Genomic DNA, 19,387 nt, shown 5'->3' with positions numbered 1-19,387 from the left:
GACCACCCACACCCCTCAGGGGCCGCCCGGCCGCACACAGCGTGCGGCCGGGCGGCCCCTGCTGTTGCGCGCCTGTGACCCCTGCCGGGACGACCCGGGGCGCGGCGGCCGTGCCGCGTGCCGGTCACGTTGCGTGAATCAAGTGTCCGAATACCGGACGAGCAGGCCGGACCGCCGTCCGGGTGCTCATACTCGTGACTTCCCGATCTCGCATAATGGACAGGCACGACCATGAGCCGGACACTTCACTCTCCTCCCCCGCAGGCCGAGAGCTCCCCGCAGCAGGGTTCCCCGCTGTCGAACGGACTCAAGCAGCGGCATCTTTCGATGATCGCCCTGGGTGGCGTCATCGGCGCCGGACTCTTCGTGGGCTCCGGCGCGGGCATCGCCGCCGCCGGCCCCTCGATCGTGCTCGCGTACGCCGCGTCCGGGCTCCTCGTGATGTTCGTGATGCGGATGCTCGGCGAGATGTCCGCCGCCAATCCGGCCTCCGGTTCCTTCTCCGTCCACGCCGAGCGGGCGATCGGCCCGTGGGCCGGCTTCACCGCCGGCTGGATGTTCTGGACCCTGCTGGTCGTGGGCGTGGCGGTCGAGGCGATCGGCGCGGCCCACATCATGCAGGGCTGGTTCCCGGGCACGCCGTCCTGGATGTGGGTGCTGATCTTCATGGCGCTCTTCTGCGGCACCAATCTGGGCGCGGTCGCGAACTTCGGTGAGTTCGAGTTCTGGTTCGCCGCTCTGAAGATCGGCGCCATCGTGCTCTTCCTGGGCCTGGCCACGCTCGCGATCCTGGGCCTGCTGCCCGGCAGCGACTCCCCCGGCAGTGCGCACCTCCTCCACGACGGCGGCTTCCTGCCCAACGGCGCGGACGGGCTGCTCGCCGGACTGCTGGCCTCCGTCGTCGCCTACGGCGGCCTGGAGACGGTCACCATCGCGGCCGCCGAGTCCCAGGACCCGGTGCGCGGTGTGGCCAAGGCCGTGCGCACGACGATGTGGCGGATCGGCATCGTCTACGTGGGCTCGATGCTGGTGATCGTCACGCTGATCCCGTGGAACGACAAGGCCGTCACGGAACAGGGCCCGTACGCGGCGGTGCTCGACCGCCTCGGTGTCCCGGCCGGCGGCGAGATCATGAACGTGGTCATTCTGATCGCCCTGCTGTCCGCGATGAACGCCAACATCTACGGCTCCTCCCGCATGGCGTACTCGCTGGTCGCCCGCGGCCAGGGCCCCAAGGCCCTGGGCAAGGTCACCGGCGGGGTGCCCCGCCGCGCGGTGCTCGCGTCGTCCGCGTTCGGCTTCTTCGCCGTCCTGCTGTCGTTCTGGTGGCCGACCACCGTCTTCGCCTGGCTGCTGAACATGGTCGGCGGGGTCGTGCTGGTCGTGTGGGGCTTCATCGCGGCCTCGCAGGTGCTGCTGCGCCGTCGGCTGGAGCGTGAAGCCCCCGAGAAGCTGGTGGTCCGGATGTGGGGCTTCCCCTATCTGACCTGGGTGACGCTGGCCGGTGTCGCCGGGGTGCTGGTCCTCATGGCCCTCGACGCGGACACCCGGGTGCAGGTGTACTTCACCGGAGGCCTGGCGCTGGCCCTGGCGCTCACCGGCTACCTGCGGCAGCGGACCACCTCGGCACACTGAGGGCCCCTGGACGGACCCCTGCCCACACCTCGCTCGGCCCCGGCTTCCGCCGGGGCCGAGCCCCGTTCTCAGGCGGAACGGGTGCGGGCGTCGGCTGCCTCCAGTTGCCCGGCGACCCGGTGTGCGTCACCACGCCAGCCGCCCCGGTAGAGGTGCTTGTCGCGGTCGAAGCGCGTGTCGCGGAAAGAGGCGAGGACGTCGGCCGCCTCACCCAGGGTGCACCGCGTACGGCCGAGGAGCTCGCGGACGGCGACGACGGCTTCGACGCTGTGCACGCCGCGCCCGGCGAGCCACTCCTCGACGGCCTCCATCCCGCCCGCTTCCCGCTGTTCGGACAGCGCCTGTGTCAGATACTGGAAGGAAGCGGCGAGCTGCGCGTACACCCCGTGTTCCGCCGGGGCGAAGGCCGGGGCGAGAGCGACGGCGAAGCGTGTCAGGAAGGCGGCCTCGTCGTCGGGGAAGTCCGGGTGGTCCTTGCGGAACTCGAACCAGTCGGCCTCGGCCGCCTGGTGCAGGATGTGGCTCAGGAAGAGGGGTGAACCCTCGGGGTACTCCCCCGCCGCCACCAGGACGCGCTGTACGAGCGCGTAAGGGAGACGGGTGCTCTCCGCGAGGAGCACGGCGTCGTAGAGGTCCTTCGCCTCGGGATGCCGGTCGGTCACCAGCCAGAGGATCTTCCACGCGAGGGAGAGCTCGGGGCTCGCGGCCATGAGCACCGCGGGCGCGCCCGGGCCGCGGCGCGGGACCGTGGTGCGTACGGCCGGTGCGGGGAGCGTCTCGTTGAAGACGAAGTCGAGCTGGACCGTGCCCGGCGGGGTGCCTTCGGCGGCTGTCCAGGGCAGGACGAGGCGGCGCCCGGGCATCCGGTCGTAGGTCCAGATCTCGTCGCTCACCGCTCCCGCCGCGTCGATGCGGACCAGGCCGCCGGCTTCCCGCGCGAGCTCCTCGGCCCCGCGCGCGATGCCGTCGAGCATCGCGTCGGTACGGTCGTCCGCGAGCCGCCAGGTGTCCGGGACGACCACGAAGTCCAGGTCTCCCGGCTCGCGCGCCGCTTCCCCGAACCACGCTTTCAGCAACACACTGCCCCGCAGCACCAGGTGCTCGGCCCACGGTGAGGCCGCGACGGCGGCGAGGACGTGGTCCAGTGCGTGGCGCCGGGCCGCGCCCCACGCCCGGCCGGTGTGCGCGTCGGTGAACTGGGGCTCGCTCAGCCGCATCCCCATCGCGTGGTGATTGGCCGCCGGGTCGTACGCGGGGCGCTGCACGACACCGTGGCCGGGTACCGGGAGCAGGGTGTGCGGGAAGTCCCGGTCCGCACGGGTCGCCTCTTCCGGCGGGAGCTGGGGGACGACCGCCGTGTCGTCCCAGGGCCCGTAGGAGAACCGCTCCCATGGTGTCGCCGTCATGCGGCTGTCCTCTCCTCGGTGATCCAGCCGTCGTCGAGCGATTCGTCGCTGTCGTGGACGACGAACTCCCGCTCCACGGACGCCACCTCGTGACCGGTCCTGCGCAGCTCCGCCACCAGCGCGTCCAGCCGCTCCCCCGCCGTCCTCCGGCCGACGAGTCGGCAGCGCTGGGTGACGAAGCGCTCGGCACGGCCGTCCGCCCGCAGCCGGCGGGCGTTGCGCGAGAGGTGGGCGGTGTGGGCGACTGCGAGCCGCGCCAGGGCCGACGTGTCCGCGCCCGGTGTGAGCAGCAGCTTCACGTGGTGCTCGAAGTAGTACCGCGCTCCCAGCGCGGTCGCGGCCTCGTCGGTGTCCGGCACGCCGTCGGCCCACGGGGATGCCTCGATCTTCGTCCGTGCCACGTCGAAGCCCGCGGCCCGCAGTCGGCGGCCGGTGTCCTCGACGGCTTCCTGGGCCGCCGGAAGCGCTCCGGACTTCCGCAGGGTGAGCATGGGTTGGTGCGGAGTCCGCCCGCGGTCCAGCACGATGTCGACGAACGCCATGCCATGGGCGGCCGCGTACCGTGCGAGCGCTTCCGTCTCCGGGGACGGGGACAGCGGCCGGGGCGGGGTGGCGCGGACGGTCACATGGGCTTCGAAGGCCCCGCTGAACAGCGGAGGAGCGGTTACGTTCGGTATCACCCGAACATGATTCCAGACCCCTGGGAGGCCGCGGTCCGGCTCCCCTCGGTCAGAAATGCGTGCCGGTGGGCAGTCCGTCGGGGGCGGGGGGACGCGGGCGGAGGGGCGAGGTGGTGTCCTTGAGTTCCGCGGCCAGTTCCGGGGCGGGGCGCGGGACGGAGCCGAAGTCGGTGTCGCTCCCCGTCTCCAGCCTGCGCACCGCGTCGGTGAGGTGGGTGGTGTTCGCCCGCCAGCGCGCACCGGGCGGGTACACCGGCATACCGCCGGGCTGCTGGTCGGGGCCTTCCTCCCAGGAAGGCCGGGGGTCGGTGTCGGACACTCCGTAGCGGCTCGGGGGGGTGTCGCCCTGGAGGCGGGTGGGGGCTTCGGCGCGGAACACGTCGCCGCCTTGCGCGTGGAGCCCGGTGGCCTGGGTGAACCAGTGCCGGGCCGCGTCCCGTTCGCTGTGCCGCAGATGGTGCAGGTACAGGCAGTGGGCGGCGGTGGCGGACTCGGCGCCGGCGGCGAACTGCCACCAGAACACCGCGCCCTCCTGGCGGTCGGCGAGATGGAGCAGGCAGGCGAAGGTCAGCGCGCCGACGGGTTCGATCCTCGCCGGGTCGTCGACCAGCAGGGCCATGGAGGCGATGGCGGAGCGGTCGTGCACGACCCTGGACGACAGCGCTCCCAGTTCGTCGGCCGCGCGGGCGTGGAGCGCCGTGCGCTGGCCGTGCGGCAGACCGTCGGGTGGGGTCCAGCGGCCGCCTCCGAGACCGTCACGGATGGCGCGGGCGTGGCGGTCGAGGGCGTTGGCCCGGTCCAGGACGACGCGGGCGGCGATACGGCGCAGGGCGGCCTCCTCGTCGTAGTCCTCGAATTGCGGGGTGAGGACGTCGGCGCGGGCCAACAGCTCTCCGATCGAGGCGAGTTCGTCGCGGCCGCTCTTGTGACGTGTGTGCATCATTCAGTCCTCCTCTTCCGTGGCCCAGTCGATCCGCAGGTCACGGGCCAGCCGCCGACGGGCTCCGCGCACGTGCGAGCGGACCGTGGCGGGCGACAGTCCCATGATCCCGGCGACTCGCCGCACGGGGTAGCCCAGCACGAAGTGCATGACGACGACGTCGTACTGCCGGTCGGGAAGCCGGGTGATCGCCGCGTACAGGCCCAGGGCGGATTCCAGGACGCCCAGGCGGGCGCGGGTCGCCTCCCGTACCGCGGCGAAGGCCGCCGTCTCCACGAGGGCGACCTCCCGTCCCCGGGCCGCCAGCAGTTTGGCGATCTCTTCCCGGAGGGTGGCGAGGGCGAAGGCCGGCACGCTCGGCCGGCGCAGCACCTCTCCCCAGATCAGGGCCAGTTGACCGAAGACCTCCTCCACGACCCACTCGGCATCGGCGGTGCTGCCGAGCTGGATATGGGCGTATCGCAGGTATGCCTGGTGGTGGACGGAGAAGAAGGCAACGAAATCAGCCGGTAACGCGGCTGACAGGTCCTCCCCCAGGACCGGGCGGGGCTGGTCAGCCATGGTGGGCCCTCCTCCGGTCCGACGGCATGTGGTCTTTCACGGACGTGTCCCTTTCACCGGTCGGCAGCGCCACCCCCTCGGCGCCCGGGGGCCACTGGGCCCTCACTGACCAGCTAAGCGAAATCCCGGCCCGATCGTGCAGTCCATGTCAGGAACGCTTCAGAGCCGGGCGCATTCGCCTCTCCGCGCGCCCCCACCCGGCTCTCACCGCCACCGGAGCGGTGCCGGGAATACGTGTCCTTCGCCCACTTCGGCCGGTTGGGCACCGGGTGCCTACGACATGGCACGAAAACGTGTGAGGGAGATCCCATGCAGAACCATCCGAAACCATCCTCCGACGGGCAGGCCGGGCGCCGGCCGCCACCGCCGGAGCCGCAGGAGATCGAGTACCAGGGGGCGGGGACGAGGAACGCGTTCGAGGAGACGTCGTTCCTTCGTCTGTGCGGGAAGATTCCCCAACTGGTGGGGCGGATCGGGCGCATGGCGTGGGAGATCGATCCCCGGGCCGTGCTGATCATGATCTTCGCCCAGGTGGTGTCGGGGGTGTCGGCCGCCGTGGTCCTCGCCGCCACCGCGAAGGCGATGGTGCCGATCCTGGGCGGCGGACTGGTGCCCGACCGGGTCCGCGACGCCCTGCCGGCGCTCGTGGTGGTCGCGGCCGCTGCCTCGACCGCCCGCCTCACCTACGCACTGGCGCAGTGGGCCGAGCAACGACTCAAACCCAGGCTCGCGACCTCGGCGGACGTGGCGCTCGTGGAGGCGATGTGCTCGGTCGAGCTGTCCGCGTTCAACGACCCCGTGTTCGCCGACGAGCACGAGGCGGCCGAGTCCGGGGCGGTGCGCGTCGACCGCATGCTCTACGACGCGCAGTTGTTCATGTCCTCGCTCATCCGCCTGGTCGCCGCCGGCGGGGTGCTCACCGTGCTCCATCCCTTGATGCTGCCCGTCCTCGTCCTCGCGGTGCTGCCGGCGGGCGTGGGCGCGGTGGCCGAGGCCAAGGTCGAGTACCAGGTGCACTTCGCGACGAACTCGGGCCGCAACGTCAAGGGCATGATGCGCTGGCACGTCACCACCTCCAGGCTGGCGGACGAGGTGCGCGGCAACAGCATGCGCGCGTACCTGGTCTTCTGGTACCGCACGATGTCGGCCCGCATCGACGCCAAGGTCATGGGCGCCGCGCCGCGCATGCTGCGGATCAATCTCCTCTCCTCCGCGATCGGCGGCCTGTGTCTGCTGGGCGCGTGGGCCATGCTGGTGTGGCTGACCGTCACCGGGCGGGTCTCCCTGGCCGTCTCCGCGACCGCCGTCGTCGCGGTCCGCACCGCGCTGATGGCGCTGTCGAACGTCGTGCACTACGCCACGAGTCTGTTCCAGACGACGCTGTACCTCGGGGACTGGCGGCGCTTCGTGGACAAGGCGCGCTCCCTGGCTCCTCAACGCGGCGGCGCCGTGGCCCCGGTGTGCCCGGAGCGGATCCGCATCGACCAGGTGTCGTACTCCTACCCGGGCAAGACCCGCCCGGCGGTCGACGGGTTGTCGCTCACCTTGAACCGTGGGGAGGTCGTGGCGGTCGTCGGCGAGAACGGGTCGGGGAAGTCCACCCTCACCCGCCTGCTCACCGGACTGTTCACCGCGGAGAAGGGCACGGTGTGCTGGGACGACGTGGACCTGGCCCAGGCCGATCCCGACACCGTGTGGGAGCGCACGGGCGTCGTGACGCAGTTCTTCGCGCACTGGCCGCTCTCGGTCCGGGAGAACATCACCCTCGGCCAGCCGGTGACCTGGGACGACGACCGGGTGTGGCGGACGATCGACGAGGTCGGCATGCGCGAGGCCGTCGAAGAGCTGCCCGATGGCCTGGACACCTTGCTCGCCCGGGAGCTGTGGGGCGGCAGTGATCTGTCCGGCGGCCAATGGCAACGCATCGCCTGCGCCCGTGCGCTGTACCGACGGCCGGCGGTGCTCGTGCTCGACGAGCCGACCAGCGAGATGGACGCCCGTGGCGAGCACAGGATCTTCCAGGAGCTGAAGAACGTGGCCGACGGCCGCATCACCATCGTCGTCACCCACCGCCTCGAGAACACCAGGATCGCCGACCGGATCATCGTGATGGAGAAGGGACGCATCACGGAGAACGGGACCTTCGACCAACTCCTCAAGGCGGGAGGGCTGTTCCAGGAGCTGTACACGCTCAGCCAGGACCGGTGACGGAGAGCCGGGCCCCTCGGGCCGGTTTCGGTGCATCACGTCAACCTCTGCGACAAGGGCGCCCCGCGGACGGCAGATGCCGGGCGAAGAACGAGAGCACATGATCGCGCACGGCGGGCACCGACCGCGCGGGGTCGATGGCGCCGACCAGCTTGATCCGGCTGTCGGCGCTCATCAGCCCGGCGGCTTGCAGCTGGGGTGCCATGGCCGCGTAGTCGGTGAACACCCAGTGCGTGGCGTTGTCGAGCTGTCGTCTGCGGGTGTGGCCCCCTGGGTGGGCGAGCATGGCCGACCACGATCGGTCGATGTCCTCGTCCCGGAAGCCGTCGGTCCCCAGCAGGAGCAGCGGCCGGTCCACGCCGTGCCGGGCGACGGGGAAGAGCTCGCCTGTCCGGCCCGGCTTGCCCGGATGGTTCAGATAGCCCTCCAGGTTGACCGCCGCCTTGATGCGGTGGTCCTCGTACATCGCCTCGGCCGCGGTGGTGCCTCCTGCCGAGTGGCCGTACATGCCCACCCGCCGCGGATCCAGCGCATCGGCGAGGTTCTCGGGCAGTGCGCGGCGCTCCCCGGCCGGGCGGTGTCCGGCTGCCATGGCTTCCAGCGTGTCCAGCACGAAGCGGGTGTCGGCGATCCGGGTGTCGATCGCGGTGCGGAAGAGTCCCGGGTTCCTCCTGGGGTCCCCCCGGAAGACCGTCGGGCGGACCTTCTTCCTGTAGTGGGTCCTCGTCGGGAAGTCCACCTCACTGGCATCGCCGGGGTGATCGATGGTCACCACCACATAGCCCCGGCTCGCCAGTTCCTCGGCGGTCCCGGTGCTCAGGGTGCGCGGGTCGCCGCCTCCCGGGCTGTAGAGCAGCACCGGGCGCCGCACCGGCTGCGCGGGCGCGCCCGTGTGCGCGTGGGTCGTGGTGGCTGCCCAGTTCACCCCGGCCTTGGGCAGTCCCTGGTGCATGGCGGGGTCGATCACCGCGAACAGTTCCGCGGCGTCCTTGGTCATCTGTCGTGCGACCGGGTAGCCGCGAACGGTGCGGGCCGGGTAGAAGAGGCTGACCATCACTTCACGGACGGGGATGGTGGCGTCCCACGGATCACGCCTGGAGTGATCGACCAGGTGCAGCGTGGTGGTGCCGATCCGGTGCGGGCCGGTCGGCGCCGGCAGTCGCACGGTGACGCCGTCCGCGGTGTGGGCCCGTGCGACGCCGCCGCTGCCGGCGAGCAGCAGTCCGACGGCCGGCACGACCGTTTTCATGACGGTCCGTCGGCCCACGGTGGCCCTTTCCGCACCACCCTTTCGGTCCACCCGCTCGCTGTTGTCACGGTGTTGACGAAACATGACTCTCCCTTGTGTCCCTGTGACGCACGTCCTTGCGTCTTCCGGCAGCCCCCTGCGTGAATGACCTGGGGCTTGACGGGGATGCTGGCACCCGGCGGGGAGGGCGGGCGAGGGTTGAGGCCCTGGCCTCAACGATGGCGCTGCGCCGCGAGGGAGAGTAGTGATCCGGATCCGCTTCACGGCCGCCGATTTCGCCCGGGTCCGGCTCGCACCCCGGCCGGCCCCGTTGCAGGAGCTGAACGCCGCACTCGCCATGATGTGTCGTCGCGACGACGAGCTGCTCTTCGGCCGCTGGAGACAACGGTTGCTCCGTTCCCTGCCCGGCGCCGTCGAGCCCTTGGCCGACCTGGTCCCGGCGGCGTCGGCACCCCGGTTCCTCGATGTGTTCAGCGACGACCTGAAGGAGGGACTGGACACAGTCCGGGCCACGCATCCCGGGCTGGTCCGCTCCGAGATCGAGCGGGTGTACGCCGCGTCCCCGTCCCCGGCTCCGTTGTGGATCCGCGATCTGCACTGTGGTGACGCCGACGCCTGGCACCGTCTGTGCCGCGCCCAGCAGGCCGCCTTCGAAGCGGTGCTGCGCCCGGTGTGGCCGTTGGTTCAGGATCTGCACCAGGCGGAGTTCACCCGTCATGCCCTGACCGTGGCGGAGCACGGCGTCGGCGCCGCGCTCCGCGCGCTCGTTCCCGGCAGCCTGCTGCACGGGGATGTCTGGGAGTTCGCGGGCCGTGGTGAGGAGGACATCGAACTCGGCGGGCGCGGTGTGCTGCTGCTGCCCACCTTCCACTGGACGGGCTGCCCCATCACCGCCGATCTGCCCGGGCACCCCTTGGCCGTGACCTACCCGGCGGGGCCGGGCCTGCCGCTCCCGCCGACCGGTGCGGCCGACAGGCAGGACGCGCTGGCGGGGGTGCTCGGGCGGACCCGCGTCGACCTGCTGCTCCTGCTGGTGGAGGAGCACACCACGAGCGCGCTGGCCCGGCGGGTCGGCGTCAGCAATGCCACCGTTTCGGCCCACACCGCGGCGCTGCGTGGTGCGGGGCTGATCACCACGGTCCGCGCCGGGCGGGCGGTGCTGCACCGGCGCACCGATCTGGGGAGCCTGCTGGTCCGGCGGCACGGGGGAAGCTGACGGGCGGATGTCCTGACGGGGCGTCACTGAGTGCTTCCGAGGATCACCGGCGATGTGCGGGTGCGTACCGTTGCCCCATGCCTTCACTCCAGCGCCTTCGCCCGGACCACGCCCCTGCCCTGCTCGCGTTCGAGCAGGAGAACCGGGCCTATTTCGCCGCCTCGGTCCCGGACCGTGGCGACGACTACTTCACCGACTTCGCCGCGCGACACAGCGGTCTGCTCGCGGAGCAGGATGCCGGGCTGATCCACTTCCATGTGCTGGTGGACGACGGCGGGGAGGTGCTGGGGCGGATCAATCTGGTCGATGTGGCGGACGGCTCCGCCGAACTCGGTTACCGGATCGCCGAGAAGGCAGCCGGTCGGGGTCTGGCCACGTCCGCCGTCCTGCGGGCCTGTGTCCTGGCCGCCACCGAGTACGGGCTGACCACCCTGCGGGCCGCCACGACGCTCGACAACGCCGGCTCACGAGCCGTACTGGCCCGTACCGGGTTCGTGCCCACCGGTGAGGTCCTGCTCGGCGGCCACCCGGGGATCTCCTACACCCGGGACCTGAGCGAGGTCCTCCAAGGCGTCACCCGGTAAGCGTGCGCACCACGCACTGTGGGCCCCGCCGTAAGCGGGGCCCACAGGCGTGAGGCAGGCGCTGACGGCCCGCCCCTACGGGCTGTCAGGTGCGGTAGGCGAAGTAGACCGAGCCGGGGTTGGAGGCCACGATGCTCGCCACCGACTTCCGGTACGTGTTGGTCGAGTGGTAAGTCAGGTACGGGACACCGCTCCTGCTCCGGTAGGTGGTCATCATGGAGTGGTCCTTCGAGCCGTCCCGCTCGAAGTCCATCTGCAGGATGTCACCGACGTCCATCTGGTACACGTTGGACAGGTTGGTCGCCCGCTTGGCGGAGAGGGTGAACCAGGCCCACTCGTTGGCACCCACCCAGGATATGGTCTGGTTCGAGGAGTTGTACCACCAGTTGCGGTAGTCCGAGTACGTGCCGGAGTCGTTCTTCCAGCCGCCCGCCTTCAGGGCCTGGCTGATGAAGTTGGTGCAGTCACCGCCGGCGTCGTTGAACTTCCGGTAGGCGGGGTTGTAGTTCTTCCAGTACTTCTCCGCGTAGGCCGCCATGGCCGCGTAGTCGTAACCGGGGGTTCCCGTCTTCCGCACCGACCGCGCCGGCCAGGACGTGGCGGCGGGGGTGCTCTTGGGCGGAGCTCCCACGCTCGCCACGGCGGCCGTCACGGGCTGGTTGACCGCCCGGGGGCCCTCGTCCGTGGGCTTGATGCCCGTCAGTTCCCACTTGCCGCCCGACGTGACGGCGAAGTTCATCTCGTGGTGGGCCTGGAAACCGGTCGTCGCCGGCTCGTCACCACGGATCTTCTTGTAGGTGAGCGTCGTGGTCTCGGTGACCTGGATGGTGGCCCGCCCGTTCTTGACGCGCGGCTTGCCCGTGGTGACCTTGGTGTCGGCGGCGGTGTACGCCTCACCCAGGCCGGCGAGCCGGGACTTGCGGGTGCGGAGCGAGGACAGCGCGGTGTCCTCCGCCCGTGCGAGGCCGGCCGACAGCCGGACCTTGCTGTCGGACATCAGCGGCGCGCGGCGCACCGACCGGGTGTCCAGCAGCGCCGCCGTGCGCTCGGTCAGAACGGCGTCGGCGAGGCGGCCGAAGGACGCGGCCGTGTCACTGTCCGGCGTGTTCTGCGCCGCCGCGTTCGCCGCGGAGGCGGGCAGGAGCACGGCTGAGACGGCCACCGTCAGTACCACACCGACCGCGGATCTGAACGTCGATGGATTCACTATGTTTCCCCTTGTCACCCCGTCCGGACGGACCGGGGGACGGCATCTTCGCACGAAGTTCCGCTTTTCGTATATGTGATCGTTTCACGGTTTGGCCACACCATCAATGGCCTGCGGCTTCCCTGCGATCGGGGCCGGCGCCGAAGGTTCCGGCCCCGTTCCGCCCCCGGCTCACCGGCGGAACGGTGATGTGGCCCGGGCCACATCACCCGTGTCCTACCGGTGGTCAGATCCGGTCGGCGGCGATGAGGAGGTAGTGGAAGCTGCCTTCGCGGTACGCGGTCAGGAACGGGTCCTCGACGCCGGTGGCGAGGGAGGACTGGGCGCGCAGCTCCCAGTAGGGGATCGTGGCGGCCGTGAGGTCGACGACGTTGATGGGCACGAGGCCGTTGGCGGCCATGGCCTTGAAGTAGGCGCTGCGCGGGTGGATGTTGCAGGTGTAGTGCTCGTCGATGCGGCTGACCGCCTTGGAACGCAGGCCCGTGACGTCGTTGGAGCAGCCGGTGATGGTGACGTAGCGGCCGCCGTACGCCAGCTGTCGGGCGTGCTCGGCGAAGAGCTCGTTCAGGTCCACGTACATGGTGGACTCGTTGTTCCAGATGCCCTGGAAGGCGCCGGTGGGCAGCCCGGTGTCCAGCATGTTGCGGAAGTGGTAGCGGACCTTGTCGTCCACGCCCCGCTTGCGGGCCTGGTCGTTGGCGAAGTCGACCTGGGACTGCGAGATGGAGACGCCGTCGGTCCGGCAGCCGAACCGGGCGTTGGCCATGATGCTGGTGCCGCCGCGGCCGCAGCCGGCGTCCAGCAGGCGCTGGCCGGGGGTTATGGGGCCCAGGTGGTCGAGGAGGACGTCGGCCTGTGCCGACTCCAGCCGGTGCAGCTCCTCGATGATGCGCTCGTCCCGGGTCTCCTGCGGGCCCTCCAGGACGGCGGGGTCGTAGTCACCGAGGCCGTAGTGGTGGTGGTAGAGACCGTCGACGTCACCGAGGCGCAGGTTGACCGGGTCCTTCTCGTTGTTCCAGTACTCCGCGACGGACTTCTGGTAGGCGGTGCGCAGGACGCCGGCGGGGGCGGGCGTGGTCGTCATGGGTTGCTCCTTGGACGTGCAGGAAAAGGTGTGCGGTGACAAAGAAGGGCGTAGCTCACGAGCCGTTGTAGCGGGGGCTGCCGCTGTGCCATTCGCGGTTGCCGCCGAGCCAGGCCCACACCCCCGCGAGGAACCGGCGCAGCTCGGGCGATCCGGTGAGGGCGAGGGCCGCGGCCTCCGTCTCGAAGGCGCGCACCAGCTCGTCGTGGATCTCCACGCTCCGCTCGATCGCCTCGCGCGTCGAGCAGCGCTCCTCCTCGGCGATCACGAGCGGGAGATTGAACTCCACGTCGGAGGAGTCGCGTTCCTTCGTCATCGAGTACAGGTCGTTGACGAGCGTGCTCGCCGTCGCGGCCGTCGTCACGGCGCGGCGTACCCGGGGGTCGGCGTACTCGGTGGCGGACAGCGCGTAGCCGCCGACCACGTCGGTCAGGGCGATGCAGGGGAGGAAGCTGTTGATCTGACGGTGGGCCAGGTACTCGTGGACACTGGGCATGTGGCCGCGGGACCGCCAGGATCCTTCCTGGCCGTAGCCGACGAAGAGGACGGCGACCTCGTGCCGCAGCCGGGCCACCTGGGACGGCTCCGCGTAACGGCCCAGGTGCGCCAGGCCCGAGCGCAGGGCGACGCGTACGGGGTCGCTCCGCATCTCCCCTTCCCACGCGGGCGCGTAGCGGGACGGGAGATGGGCGGGGTCGAGTGCCGCGTAGGCGAGCCCGAGGTGCGAGCCGAGAAGTTCCGGCCTGGAGCCCACGGTCGTGTCGTCGCAGTAGTAGTCGTCCGTGGCCCATTCCGCCAGCGCGCACTTGCCCGCGGCCAGCAGCCGGTCCCCGTCGTCGGTGTCGGGGTGGGCCAGCATCATCAGACGCCCGAAGTCGGCCGCGCGGACGCGGTCGAGGCGGCCGGCGTAGATACCGACCTCGTCGGCCCACTCCACCAGGCGGTCGTTGACCTCCCGGCCGAGCGCCGGGTCGTCCCGGAGCGCGGGCGGGCAGTACAGCTCCGGGACACCGCTGCCGCGCTCGTCCCCGCCGCCGGGGATGCGGTCGGCCGTTTTCGCGGCGGCGAGGCGGGCGGCGGAGGTGCCCAGTCCCGTCGGCCCGGTGGGCAGGGCGGTGCCCGCCGGGCGGGGGGCACCGCCGGGCAGGGTCCGCGGCGCGGAACGGCGGACGCCCTGGTGGGTGAGCAGTGTGGCCACCAGCCGCGCCACGTCGTGGCGGGCCGTGGGCGCGGTGATCCGGGACAGCAGTGACACAGGTCCTTCTCTCCGTTCCGGGGGTGGTGCCCGTCAGGACGGGGTGTGGAAGACCTCGACGTTCTCGAGGACGCCGACGGCGTCGGGGACGAGAACGGCCGCCGAGTAGTAGGTGCTGACGAGGTAGGAGATGAGGGCCTGGTCGTTGATGCCCATGAACCGTACGTTCAGACCGGGCTCGTACTCGTCGGGGATCCCGGTCTGCCGCAGGCCGATCACTCCTTGTTCGGCCTCGCCCAGGCGCATGGCGAGGATGGCGGAGGTGCCCGCGTCCGAGACGGGGATCTTGCCGCAGGGCAGGATTGGTACGCCCCGCCAGGCGGGAGCCGGGTGGCCGCCCACGTCGGCGCTGTCGAAGGACAGTCCGCGCTTGTTGCACTCGCGGGCGAGGGCGGACACGGCCCGGGGGTGGGCGAAGAACGCCTTGGTCCCCCGCCGCATGCTCAGCAGCTCGTCCATGTCGTCGGGGGTGGGCGGGCCGGAGTGGGTGGAGATGCGCTGGCTGTGGTCGGCGTTGTGCAGCAGACCGAAATCGGGGTTGTTGACCAGCTCGGACTCCTGGCGCTCGCGCAGGGCCTCGATGGTCAGCCGCAGCTGCTGCTCGACCTGGTCCATCGGGTCGTTGTAGAGGTCGGCGACCCGGCTGTGCACCCGCAGGATCGTCTGGGCCACGCTCAGCTCGTACTCGCGGGGGGCGAGCTCGTAGTCGACGAAGGTGCCCGGCAGCACCGGCTCACCGGTGTGGCCGGACGCGAGGGCGATGTCCGCCTCGCCCTTCCTGTTCCGCGGCCGTGCCTGCTCGGCCTCGCGCTGCCGGACATGGGCCCGCAGTCGCTCGTGGCGGCCGGCCACCTCCTCGTACGCGGCCCGGGGCAGGGCCAGTACGGTGCACGCCGTCATCGCGCGCGCCGTGAACCCCCACGTGCCCGGCTCCTCGGCCACCGTCCGCGCGCCGAAGAAGCCGCCGTCGGTCAGCACACCGCTGCGGGTCTCCTCGCCGTGCGCTCCGGTGCCGACCTTCTCCACCTTGCCGCGCGCGATGAGATAGACGTGGTCGACGGCCCCGCCCCGCTCGGCGATCACCTGGCCGGGTGCGTACTCCTGCTGCCCGCACCGCTCGGCCAGTGCCCGCAGCGCCCCGTCGTCGTGGAACCCGCGCAGCAGCGGCAGTTCCCCCAGCTCCGCGGGGACGACCCGGACCGTGGCACCGTCCTGGACGAAGGTGACCCGGCCGTCGCCGACCTCGTACACCAGACGCCGGTTGACCCGGTACGTGCCGCCCTTCACCTCCACCCAGGGCAGCATGCGCAGCAGCCACCGCGAGCTGATGCCCTGGGTCTGCGGGACGCTCTTGGTGGTGGTCGCCAGGTTCCGCGCGGCGGCGATCCCCAGGCTGAGCTGTGCCCGGCCCTCTTGCGGTGCGGGCTGCTCCGGCTGCTGCCGGTGCGCTGCGGTCGACATCCCGGTTCCTTCCCTCTGTACGCACGCGTCAAGAGGGAGCCCCCGAAATAGCCCGATCGGGCGATGAGGAGCTCCCGCCGGGCAAGTGCAGCAGCGCTTAATGATGTTGGTCGAAAACACCGGGGACGCACCGGCGGATTTGCGCCAGCGAACGGGTGTGGGCTCGTGCGCCCGAGCCCGGCCCCTGAGGAGCCCGGTGCCGCCACCTTATGATGATCATGTCCGTTGTACTGCGATTGCCTACCTTTCGATCACGCCGCACCGGGATCACTCACGACGGTCCCCGCCACAGTCGTCCGGCGACCGAGGTGGCCGGTAACAGCCCATGAGGCGGACGGAAGGAGGGACGACCGGGTGAATCACGAGGGATGCGCGGCGTGGGCCGATCCCGCTCCCGCCGGACCCGGCACAGCGGTGTTAGCTTCCCCAGGTGCTGTCCGCTACCGCTTCCGCGCCGGCCGGCGTGCCGTACCGCCCGGCCGACGCGCACTACCTCACGGTGACGGGCGGCCTGCCGCCCATGGTCGGCTGCCTCCTCACCATCGGCGGCAGACCGCCGGACGTGGCGGAGCTCCGTGAGCGGCTCGCTCCCCGCATCGAGCGCGTCACGGCACTGTCACGGCACTGGCCGGTCCCCTTTCGCAGCGCACGGGAGTTCGAGCACGTCGGCACCCCGCAGTTGCGCCACCACGTGCGGCAGGCGACGGTGGACCGGCTCGCCGACTGGCCGGGACTGCTGGAGAGCCTGTGGGCACAGCCGCTGCCCGCCGACCGCCGGCCGCCGTGGGATTTGTGGCTGGTCCGGAGCCCGGCGGACGGCTCACGCTACGCCTTGCTCTTCCGGGTCCACCACGCTCTCCTCGACGGCGTCGCGACCACCCGTGTGGTCACCGATCTTCTCGGACTGCGGCCGTCGGACCCCGGGTCCCCCGCCGGGGACCCGCCACCCCGCTCCGCGCGACCGTCCGCGGCGGAGGTCTCCGCGACAGCCGCCACCGGCGCCGCCGCCGATGTGCTCCGCGGCTACCGCACCCCGGTCACCTGGCCGACCCCCGACGACCGGCCCGCCCGGGCACCTCGCTTCGGCTTCGCACGGCTGCCGCTGTCCCTGCTGCGCGCGGCCGGGCGCCCGGCGGGTGCCACGGTGAACGACGTCTACCTCGCCGGATGGGCCGGAGCGCTGCGCTCCTGGCAGCAGATCCGGGCCGCGTCCGGCTCGGTGGCGGACAGCCGGCCGGAAGACCTGCCGGTACGGATGCCGGTGTCCACCCGCCACCTCGGACCGCCGTCGCCGGTCATCGGCAACCGGGTCATCTCGGAACGGGTGGTCCTGCCGTGCGCCGATCCGGATCCCGGCCGGCGGCTGCGTACCGTGGCGCGGCAGACCGCGCTCCTGCGTCCCGATCACCGGCGCGTCGCCGCCCAAGCGGCGTACGACCGGCTGTCGTTCCCGCTGGCCTCCTGGATCGCCCGTCGCAGCCTGTGCCCGCAGCGCGGGGTGATGTCCGCGAGCAACGTGCGGATGAGTGCCGGCCCGCTGTCCTTCCGGGACGCACCGGTGCTCCACGCGGTGGCGCTCGGGCCCATCGCACCCGGCCATCACTGCTACAGCATGTTCACCGGCTACCACGACACGGCCTACCTCTACCTCGCCCACACCGACCGGCTTCCGCACGCCGAACGGCTGCCCGCCCTCTGGCTCCGCGCGGTGCACGAACTGCACGAAGCGTCGTGCCGCTGAGCGGCTCGTGCATGTCCGTACTGCTCCGGGCCGATGTCCCGGAGGAGAAAGACGGGACCCTTCCGGGACCGTGACCCCACGTGCCCGGGACAACGAGCGGGCGAGGATGGCGCTGTGCGCGAAGAGGCCGTGGTGCGCGAGCGGAGAGTCGTCCTGGCCTACGGGGCGTGCGCGGTCACGCTGGTCTCGGTCACCGCGTGGGTCGTCCTCGCCCTCGCCCGTCTGGACGATGCCCAGCTGGCCCCCTACATCAAGGTCCGCGGGCCCGAGGTCCTGGCTGTCGTCGGGTTCGTCCTGCTCGGGACCTTTCTGACGGCACACCGCTCCCGCAGCGGCCTCGGCCCGCTGATGGTCGCGGCCGGGGCGTCGAGCACCGTGTCGGCGACGGCCCGGCTCTGGGCGTCCGCCGCCGGTGTCGGAGGGGGCATCGGCCAGGCGGTGGCCGCCGCGTCGACGGTCTGCATCGCCCTGTTCATCTTCGCGCTGTACATGTTCCCGCTGTACCTGCCCGACGGGAGCCTGCCCCGCCACCGGCTGCTGCGGCCCTACGCGGTGGTCCTCGCCGTATGGAGCCTGGTGCAGTCGTACGGCGAGTACGTCACGCTGGGCGCCGACTACGGGCTGCCCGGCCCGCTGGACCACGGTGGCTGGAGCGGGCTGCGGACACTGCTGGACACTCCTGTCCCGGCGGTGTACCCCATGTCGCTCTTCCTGCTGATCAATGTGACCGTCATGACGGTGCGCTGGCGGCACTCCCCCGACCGACGGCAGGTCGTGGCCCTCCTGGCCTTTCTGGTGTGGCTCGGCGACGTCTACGTCATCCGGTCCGACGTCCTGCGAGGCGGCTGGTGGTACGCCACCTACGTCGGAGCCGCCGCGTGGCTGATCGCGGCGGCGTACGCCTTCAGCCGTGACCGTTCCGCCCGTCTCGACCGGGCGACGCGCCGGGTGCTGTCCGCCTTCGTCCTCGGCACCGCGTTGGTCGTCGGCTGTACGGCCGTGGTGCTGCTGCTCTCCCGTACCCTCCCCGGCGGGCTGAGCGGCGGAGCCCTGGTGATGGGAGCGGCCGGGCTGGTGACAGGCGGTCTGCTCTACCCCACCGCGCACTGGGCCGTGCGGTGTGTGGACCGCTTCTACTACGGCGAACGCGCCCGCCCCTACCACGTCGTACGGGAACTCGCCGAGCGGCTGAGCCAGGCCGCCGGCCCCGGCGAAGCCCCGCGGCTGCTGTGCGACGCCGTCGTGGCCGGGCTGCGCATGCCCGGCGCGGAGGTCCGGGTCGATACGCGCGGCGGCTCCCGTGTGCTGGCCGCCGCGGGCGCGCCCGGGCCGGGCGGCACCGGGTTCCCGCTGGTGTACGAGGGCGGAATCGTCGGCAGTCTGGACGTCACGCCCAGGCCGGGCGACCGGGTGCCGGACCGTCAGGACCACGAGGCGCTGCGGTTCCTGGCCGACCAGATGGCGCCCGCGATCGCGTCACTGCGGCTGTACGAAGACCTGCGCGCGGCCCGGGAACAGATGGTGGTGGCCCGCGAGGACGCCCGCCGCAGGCTGCGGCGCGATCTCCACGACGGCCTGGGGCCGGCGCTGTCGGGGGTGCGGCTGCACGTCGACACCGCGCGGTACGCGGTACCGGACGGCTCCGCCGCCGCCACGCCCCTGGCCACCGCGTCGGAGGGCATCGGGCAGGCCATCTCCGAGCTGCGCCGCATCGCCGACGGCCTTACCCCGGCGGCATTGGACCGGCTCGGGCTGGGCGAGGCGCTGCGGGAGCTGGCCGACCGGCTCGCCGGACGGCTCCGGGTGAGCGTGGAGTTCGCGCCCGACCCGTTGCCGCCGCTGCCGGCGGCCGTGGAGGTGGCGGTGTATCTGATCGGCGGCGAGGCGCTGAACAACGTCGTACGGCACTCCGGGGCGGACACGGCCACCGTGACGGTGCGTGTGGTGCCGGACCGCGTCACCGTCGAGGTCAGCGACGACGGGCAGGGGCTCCCGGAAGGCCGCACCGGCGGCGGGGTCGGCCTGCGGTCCATGGAGGAACGGGCGGCGGAACTGGGCGGGCAGTTCCGCATCGCCAACGGCCCGGGCGGTGGAGCGGTGCTGCATGCGTCGTTCCCACCGGTGGCCGGGCCCTTCCCGGACGGAACCGACCCCGGGTAG

Annotated in this window: 15 protein-coding genes; 6 read left to right on the top strand and 9 right to left on the bottom strand. The window is 71.7% G+C overall.

The annotated features are described in order from the left end of the window. The first annotated feature begins 231 nt into the window (after positions 1-231). The gene (locus AB8O64_RS34925; RefSeq protein WP_370423677.1) at positions 232-1,635 is read left to right on the top strand and encodes an amino acid permease; all 1,404 of its coding nucleotides are present in this window, start codon (positions 232-234) and stop codon (positions 1,633-1,635) included. A 68-nt stretch (positions 1,636-1,703) separates the two neighbouring features. Here the strand turns inward: AB8O64_RS34925 and AB8O64_RS34920 are convergent, their stop codons facing one another. From AB8O64_RS34920 to AB8O64_RS34905, 4 genes are read right to left on the bottom strand one after another with little or no spacing between them, the layout of a single operon-like run. Further along, on the bottom strand, positions 1,704-3,041 hold the full coding sequence (locus tag AB8O64_RS34920; protein WP_370423676.1) for a nucleotidyl transferase AbiEii/AbiGii toxin family protein: 1,338 nt from the start codon (positions 3,039-3,041) through the stop codon (positions 1,704-1,706). Next, positions 3,038-3,721 carry a hypothetical protein gene (locus tag AB8O64_RS34915; RefSeq protein ID WP_370423675.1) on the bottom strand — a complete coding sequence of 228 codons (684 nt, stop codon included), beginning with the start codon at positions 3,719-3,721 and terminating at the stop codon, positions 3,038-3,040. Before AB8O64_RS34915 ends, AB8O64_RS34920 begins: the two co-directional genes overlap by 4 nt. 49 nt (positions 3,722-3,770) lie before the next feature. Further along, positions 3,771-4,664 carry a hypothetical protein gene (locus AB8O64_RS34910; protein WP_370423674.1) on the bottom strand — a complete coding sequence of 298 codons (894 nt, stop codon included), beginning with the start codon at positions 4,662-4,664 and terminating at the stop codon, positions 3,771-3,773. Next, on the bottom strand, positions 4,665-5,222 hold the full coding sequence (locus AB8O64_RS34905; RefSeq protein ID WP_356452611.1) for a sigma-70 family RNA polymerase sigma factor: 558 nt from the start codon (positions 5,220-5,222) through the stop codon (positions 4,665-4,667). Between the two features lie 309 nt (positions 5,223-5,531). Between AB8O64_RS34905 and AB8O64_RS34900 the strand changes: the two genes are divergently transcribed. Further along, entirely contained in the window at positions 5,532-7,430 is a 1,899-nt protein-coding gene (locus tag AB8O64_RS34900) for an ABC transporter ATP-binding protein (RefSeq protein WP_370423673.1), read from the top strand. Between the two features lie 40 nt (positions 7,431-7,470). Here AB8O64_RS34900 and AB8O64_RS34895 read toward each other — a convergent pair whose 3' ends face one another. Then, a complete protein-coding gene (locus AB8O64_RS34895) occupies positions 7,471-8,679 on the bottom strand; it encodes an alpha/beta hydrolase family protein (RefSeq protein ID WP_370423672.1) in 1,209 nt (402 codons plus the stop codon). Between the two features lie 244 nt (positions 8,680-8,923). Here AB8O64_RS34895 and AB8O64_RS34890 point away from each other — a divergent pair, with 244 nt between their 5' ends. Together AB8O64_RS34890 and AB8O64_RS34885 are read left to right on the top strand one after the other, a co-directional pair. Continuing rightward, a complete protein-coding gene (locus tag AB8O64_RS34890; RefSeq protein WP_370423671.1) occupies positions 8,924-9,895 on the top strand; it encodes an ArsR/SmtB family transcription factor in 972 nt (323 codons plus the stop codon). Between the two features lie 77 nt (positions 9,896-9,972). Further along, entirely contained in the window at positions 9,973-10,479 is a 507-nt protein-coding gene (locus AB8O64_RS34885) for a GNAT family N-acetyltransferase (RefSeq protein WP_370423670.1), read from the top strand. An 85-nt stretch (positions 10,480-10,564) separates the two neighbouring features. On the opposite strand, the gene AB8O64_RS34880 is transcribed toward AB8O64_RS34885, so the two are convergent. From AB8O64_RS34880 to AB8O64_RS34865, 4 genes are all read right to left on the bottom strand, one after another. Continuing rightward, positions 10,565-11,641, bottom strand: coding sequence for an amidase domain-containing protein (locus AB8O64_RS34880; protein ID WP_370423669.1), 1,077 nt, complete (start codon positions 11,639-11,641; stop codon positions 10,565-10,567). Positions 11,642-11,912: 271 nt separating this feature from the next. Beyond that, complete coding sequence (locus tag AB8O64_RS34875; protein ID WP_370423668.1) at positions 11,913-12,770, bottom strand: geranyl diphosphate 2-C-methyltransferase; 858 nt, start codon at positions 12,768-12,770, stop codon at positions 11,913-11,915. 55 nt (positions 12,771-12,825) lie between these two features. Then, positions 12,826-14,025 (bottom strand): family 2 encapsulin nanocompartment cargo protein terpene cyclase, encoded by a 1,200-nt coding sequence (locus AB8O64_RS34870; RefSeq protein ID WP_370423667.1) that lies wholly within the window; start codon positions 14,023-14,025, stop codon positions 12,826-12,828. A gap of 33 nt (positions 14,026-14,058) precedes the next feature. Continuing rightward, positions 14,059-15,486 carry a family 2B encapsulin nanocompartment shell protein gene (locus tag AB8O64_RS34865; protein WP_370423666.1) on the bottom strand — a complete coding sequence of 476 codons (1,428 nt, stop codon included), beginning with the start codon at positions 15,484-15,486 and terminating at the stop codon, positions 14,059-14,061. A 430-nt stretch (positions 15,487-15,916) separates the two neighbouring features. On the opposite strand from AB8O64_RS34865, the gene AB8O64_RS34860 reads away from it, so the two are divergent. Beyond that, positions 15,917-17,227 carry a wax ester/triacylglycerol synthase domain-containing protein gene (locus AB8O64_RS34860; RefSeq protein ID WP_370423665.1) on the top strand — a complete coding sequence of 437 codons (1,311 nt, stop codon included), beginning with the start codon at positions 15,917-15,919 and terminating at the stop codon, positions 17,225-17,227. A gap of 114 nt (positions 17,228-17,341) precedes the next feature. Next, positions 17,342-19,387: an ATP-binding protein gene (locus AB8O64_RS34855; RefSeq protein WP_370423664.1), complete on the top strand. Its 2,046-nt coding sequence runs from the start codon at positions 17,342-17,344 to the stop codon at positions 19,385-19,387.

It is taken from the genome of Streptomyces sp. QH1-20 (assembly GCF_041283565.1).
Taxonomy (GTDB): domain Bacteria; phylum Actinomycetota; class Actinomycetes; order Streptomycetales; family Streptomycetaceae; genus Streptomyces; species Streptomyces syringius.
The sequence above is the reverse complement of the archived record's forward strand: the minus strand, read 5'-3'. Positions and strand labels throughout refer to the sequence as shown.

Bases quoted from the DNA above. Each gene is read 5' to 3' on its own strand.
- AB8O64_RS34910 (WP_370423674.1), bottom strand. From the start codon at position 4,664: ATGATGCACACACGTCACAAGAGCGGCCGCGACGAACTCGCCTCGATC.
- AB8O64_RS34895 (WP_370423672.1), bottom strand. From the start codon at position 8,679: ATGAAAACGGTCGTGCCGGCCGTCGGACTGCTGCTCGCCGGCAGCGGC.
- AB8O64_RS34875 (WP_370423668.1), bottom strand. From the start codon at position 12,770: ATGACGACCACGCCCGCCCCCGCCGGCGTCCTGCGCACCGCCTACCAG.
- AB8O64_RS34900 (WP_370423673.1), top strand. From the start codon at position 5,532: ATGCAGAACCATCCGAAACCATCCTCCGACGGGCAGGCCGGGCGCCGG.
- AB8O64_RS34905 (WP_356452611.1), bottom strand. From the start codon at position 5,222: ATGGCTGACCAGCCCCGCCCGGTCCTGGGGGAGGACCTGTCAGCCGCG.
- AB8O64_RS34920 (WP_370423676.1), bottom strand. From the start codon at position 3,041: ATGACGGCGACACCATGGGAGCGGTTCTCCTACGGGCCCTGGGACGAC.
- AB8O64_RS34865 (WP_370423666.1), bottom strand. From the start codon at position 15,486: ATGTCGACCGCAGCGCACCGGCAGCAGCCGGAGCAGCCCGCACCGCAA.
- AB8O64_RS34885 (WP_370423670.1), top strand. From the start codon at position 9,973: ATGCCTTCACTCCAGCGCCTTCGCCCGGACCACGCCCCTGCCCTGCTC.
- AB8O64_RS34925 (WP_370423677.1), top strand. From the start codon at position 232: ATGAGCCGGACACTTCACTCTCCTCCCCCGCAGGCCGAGAGCTCCCCG.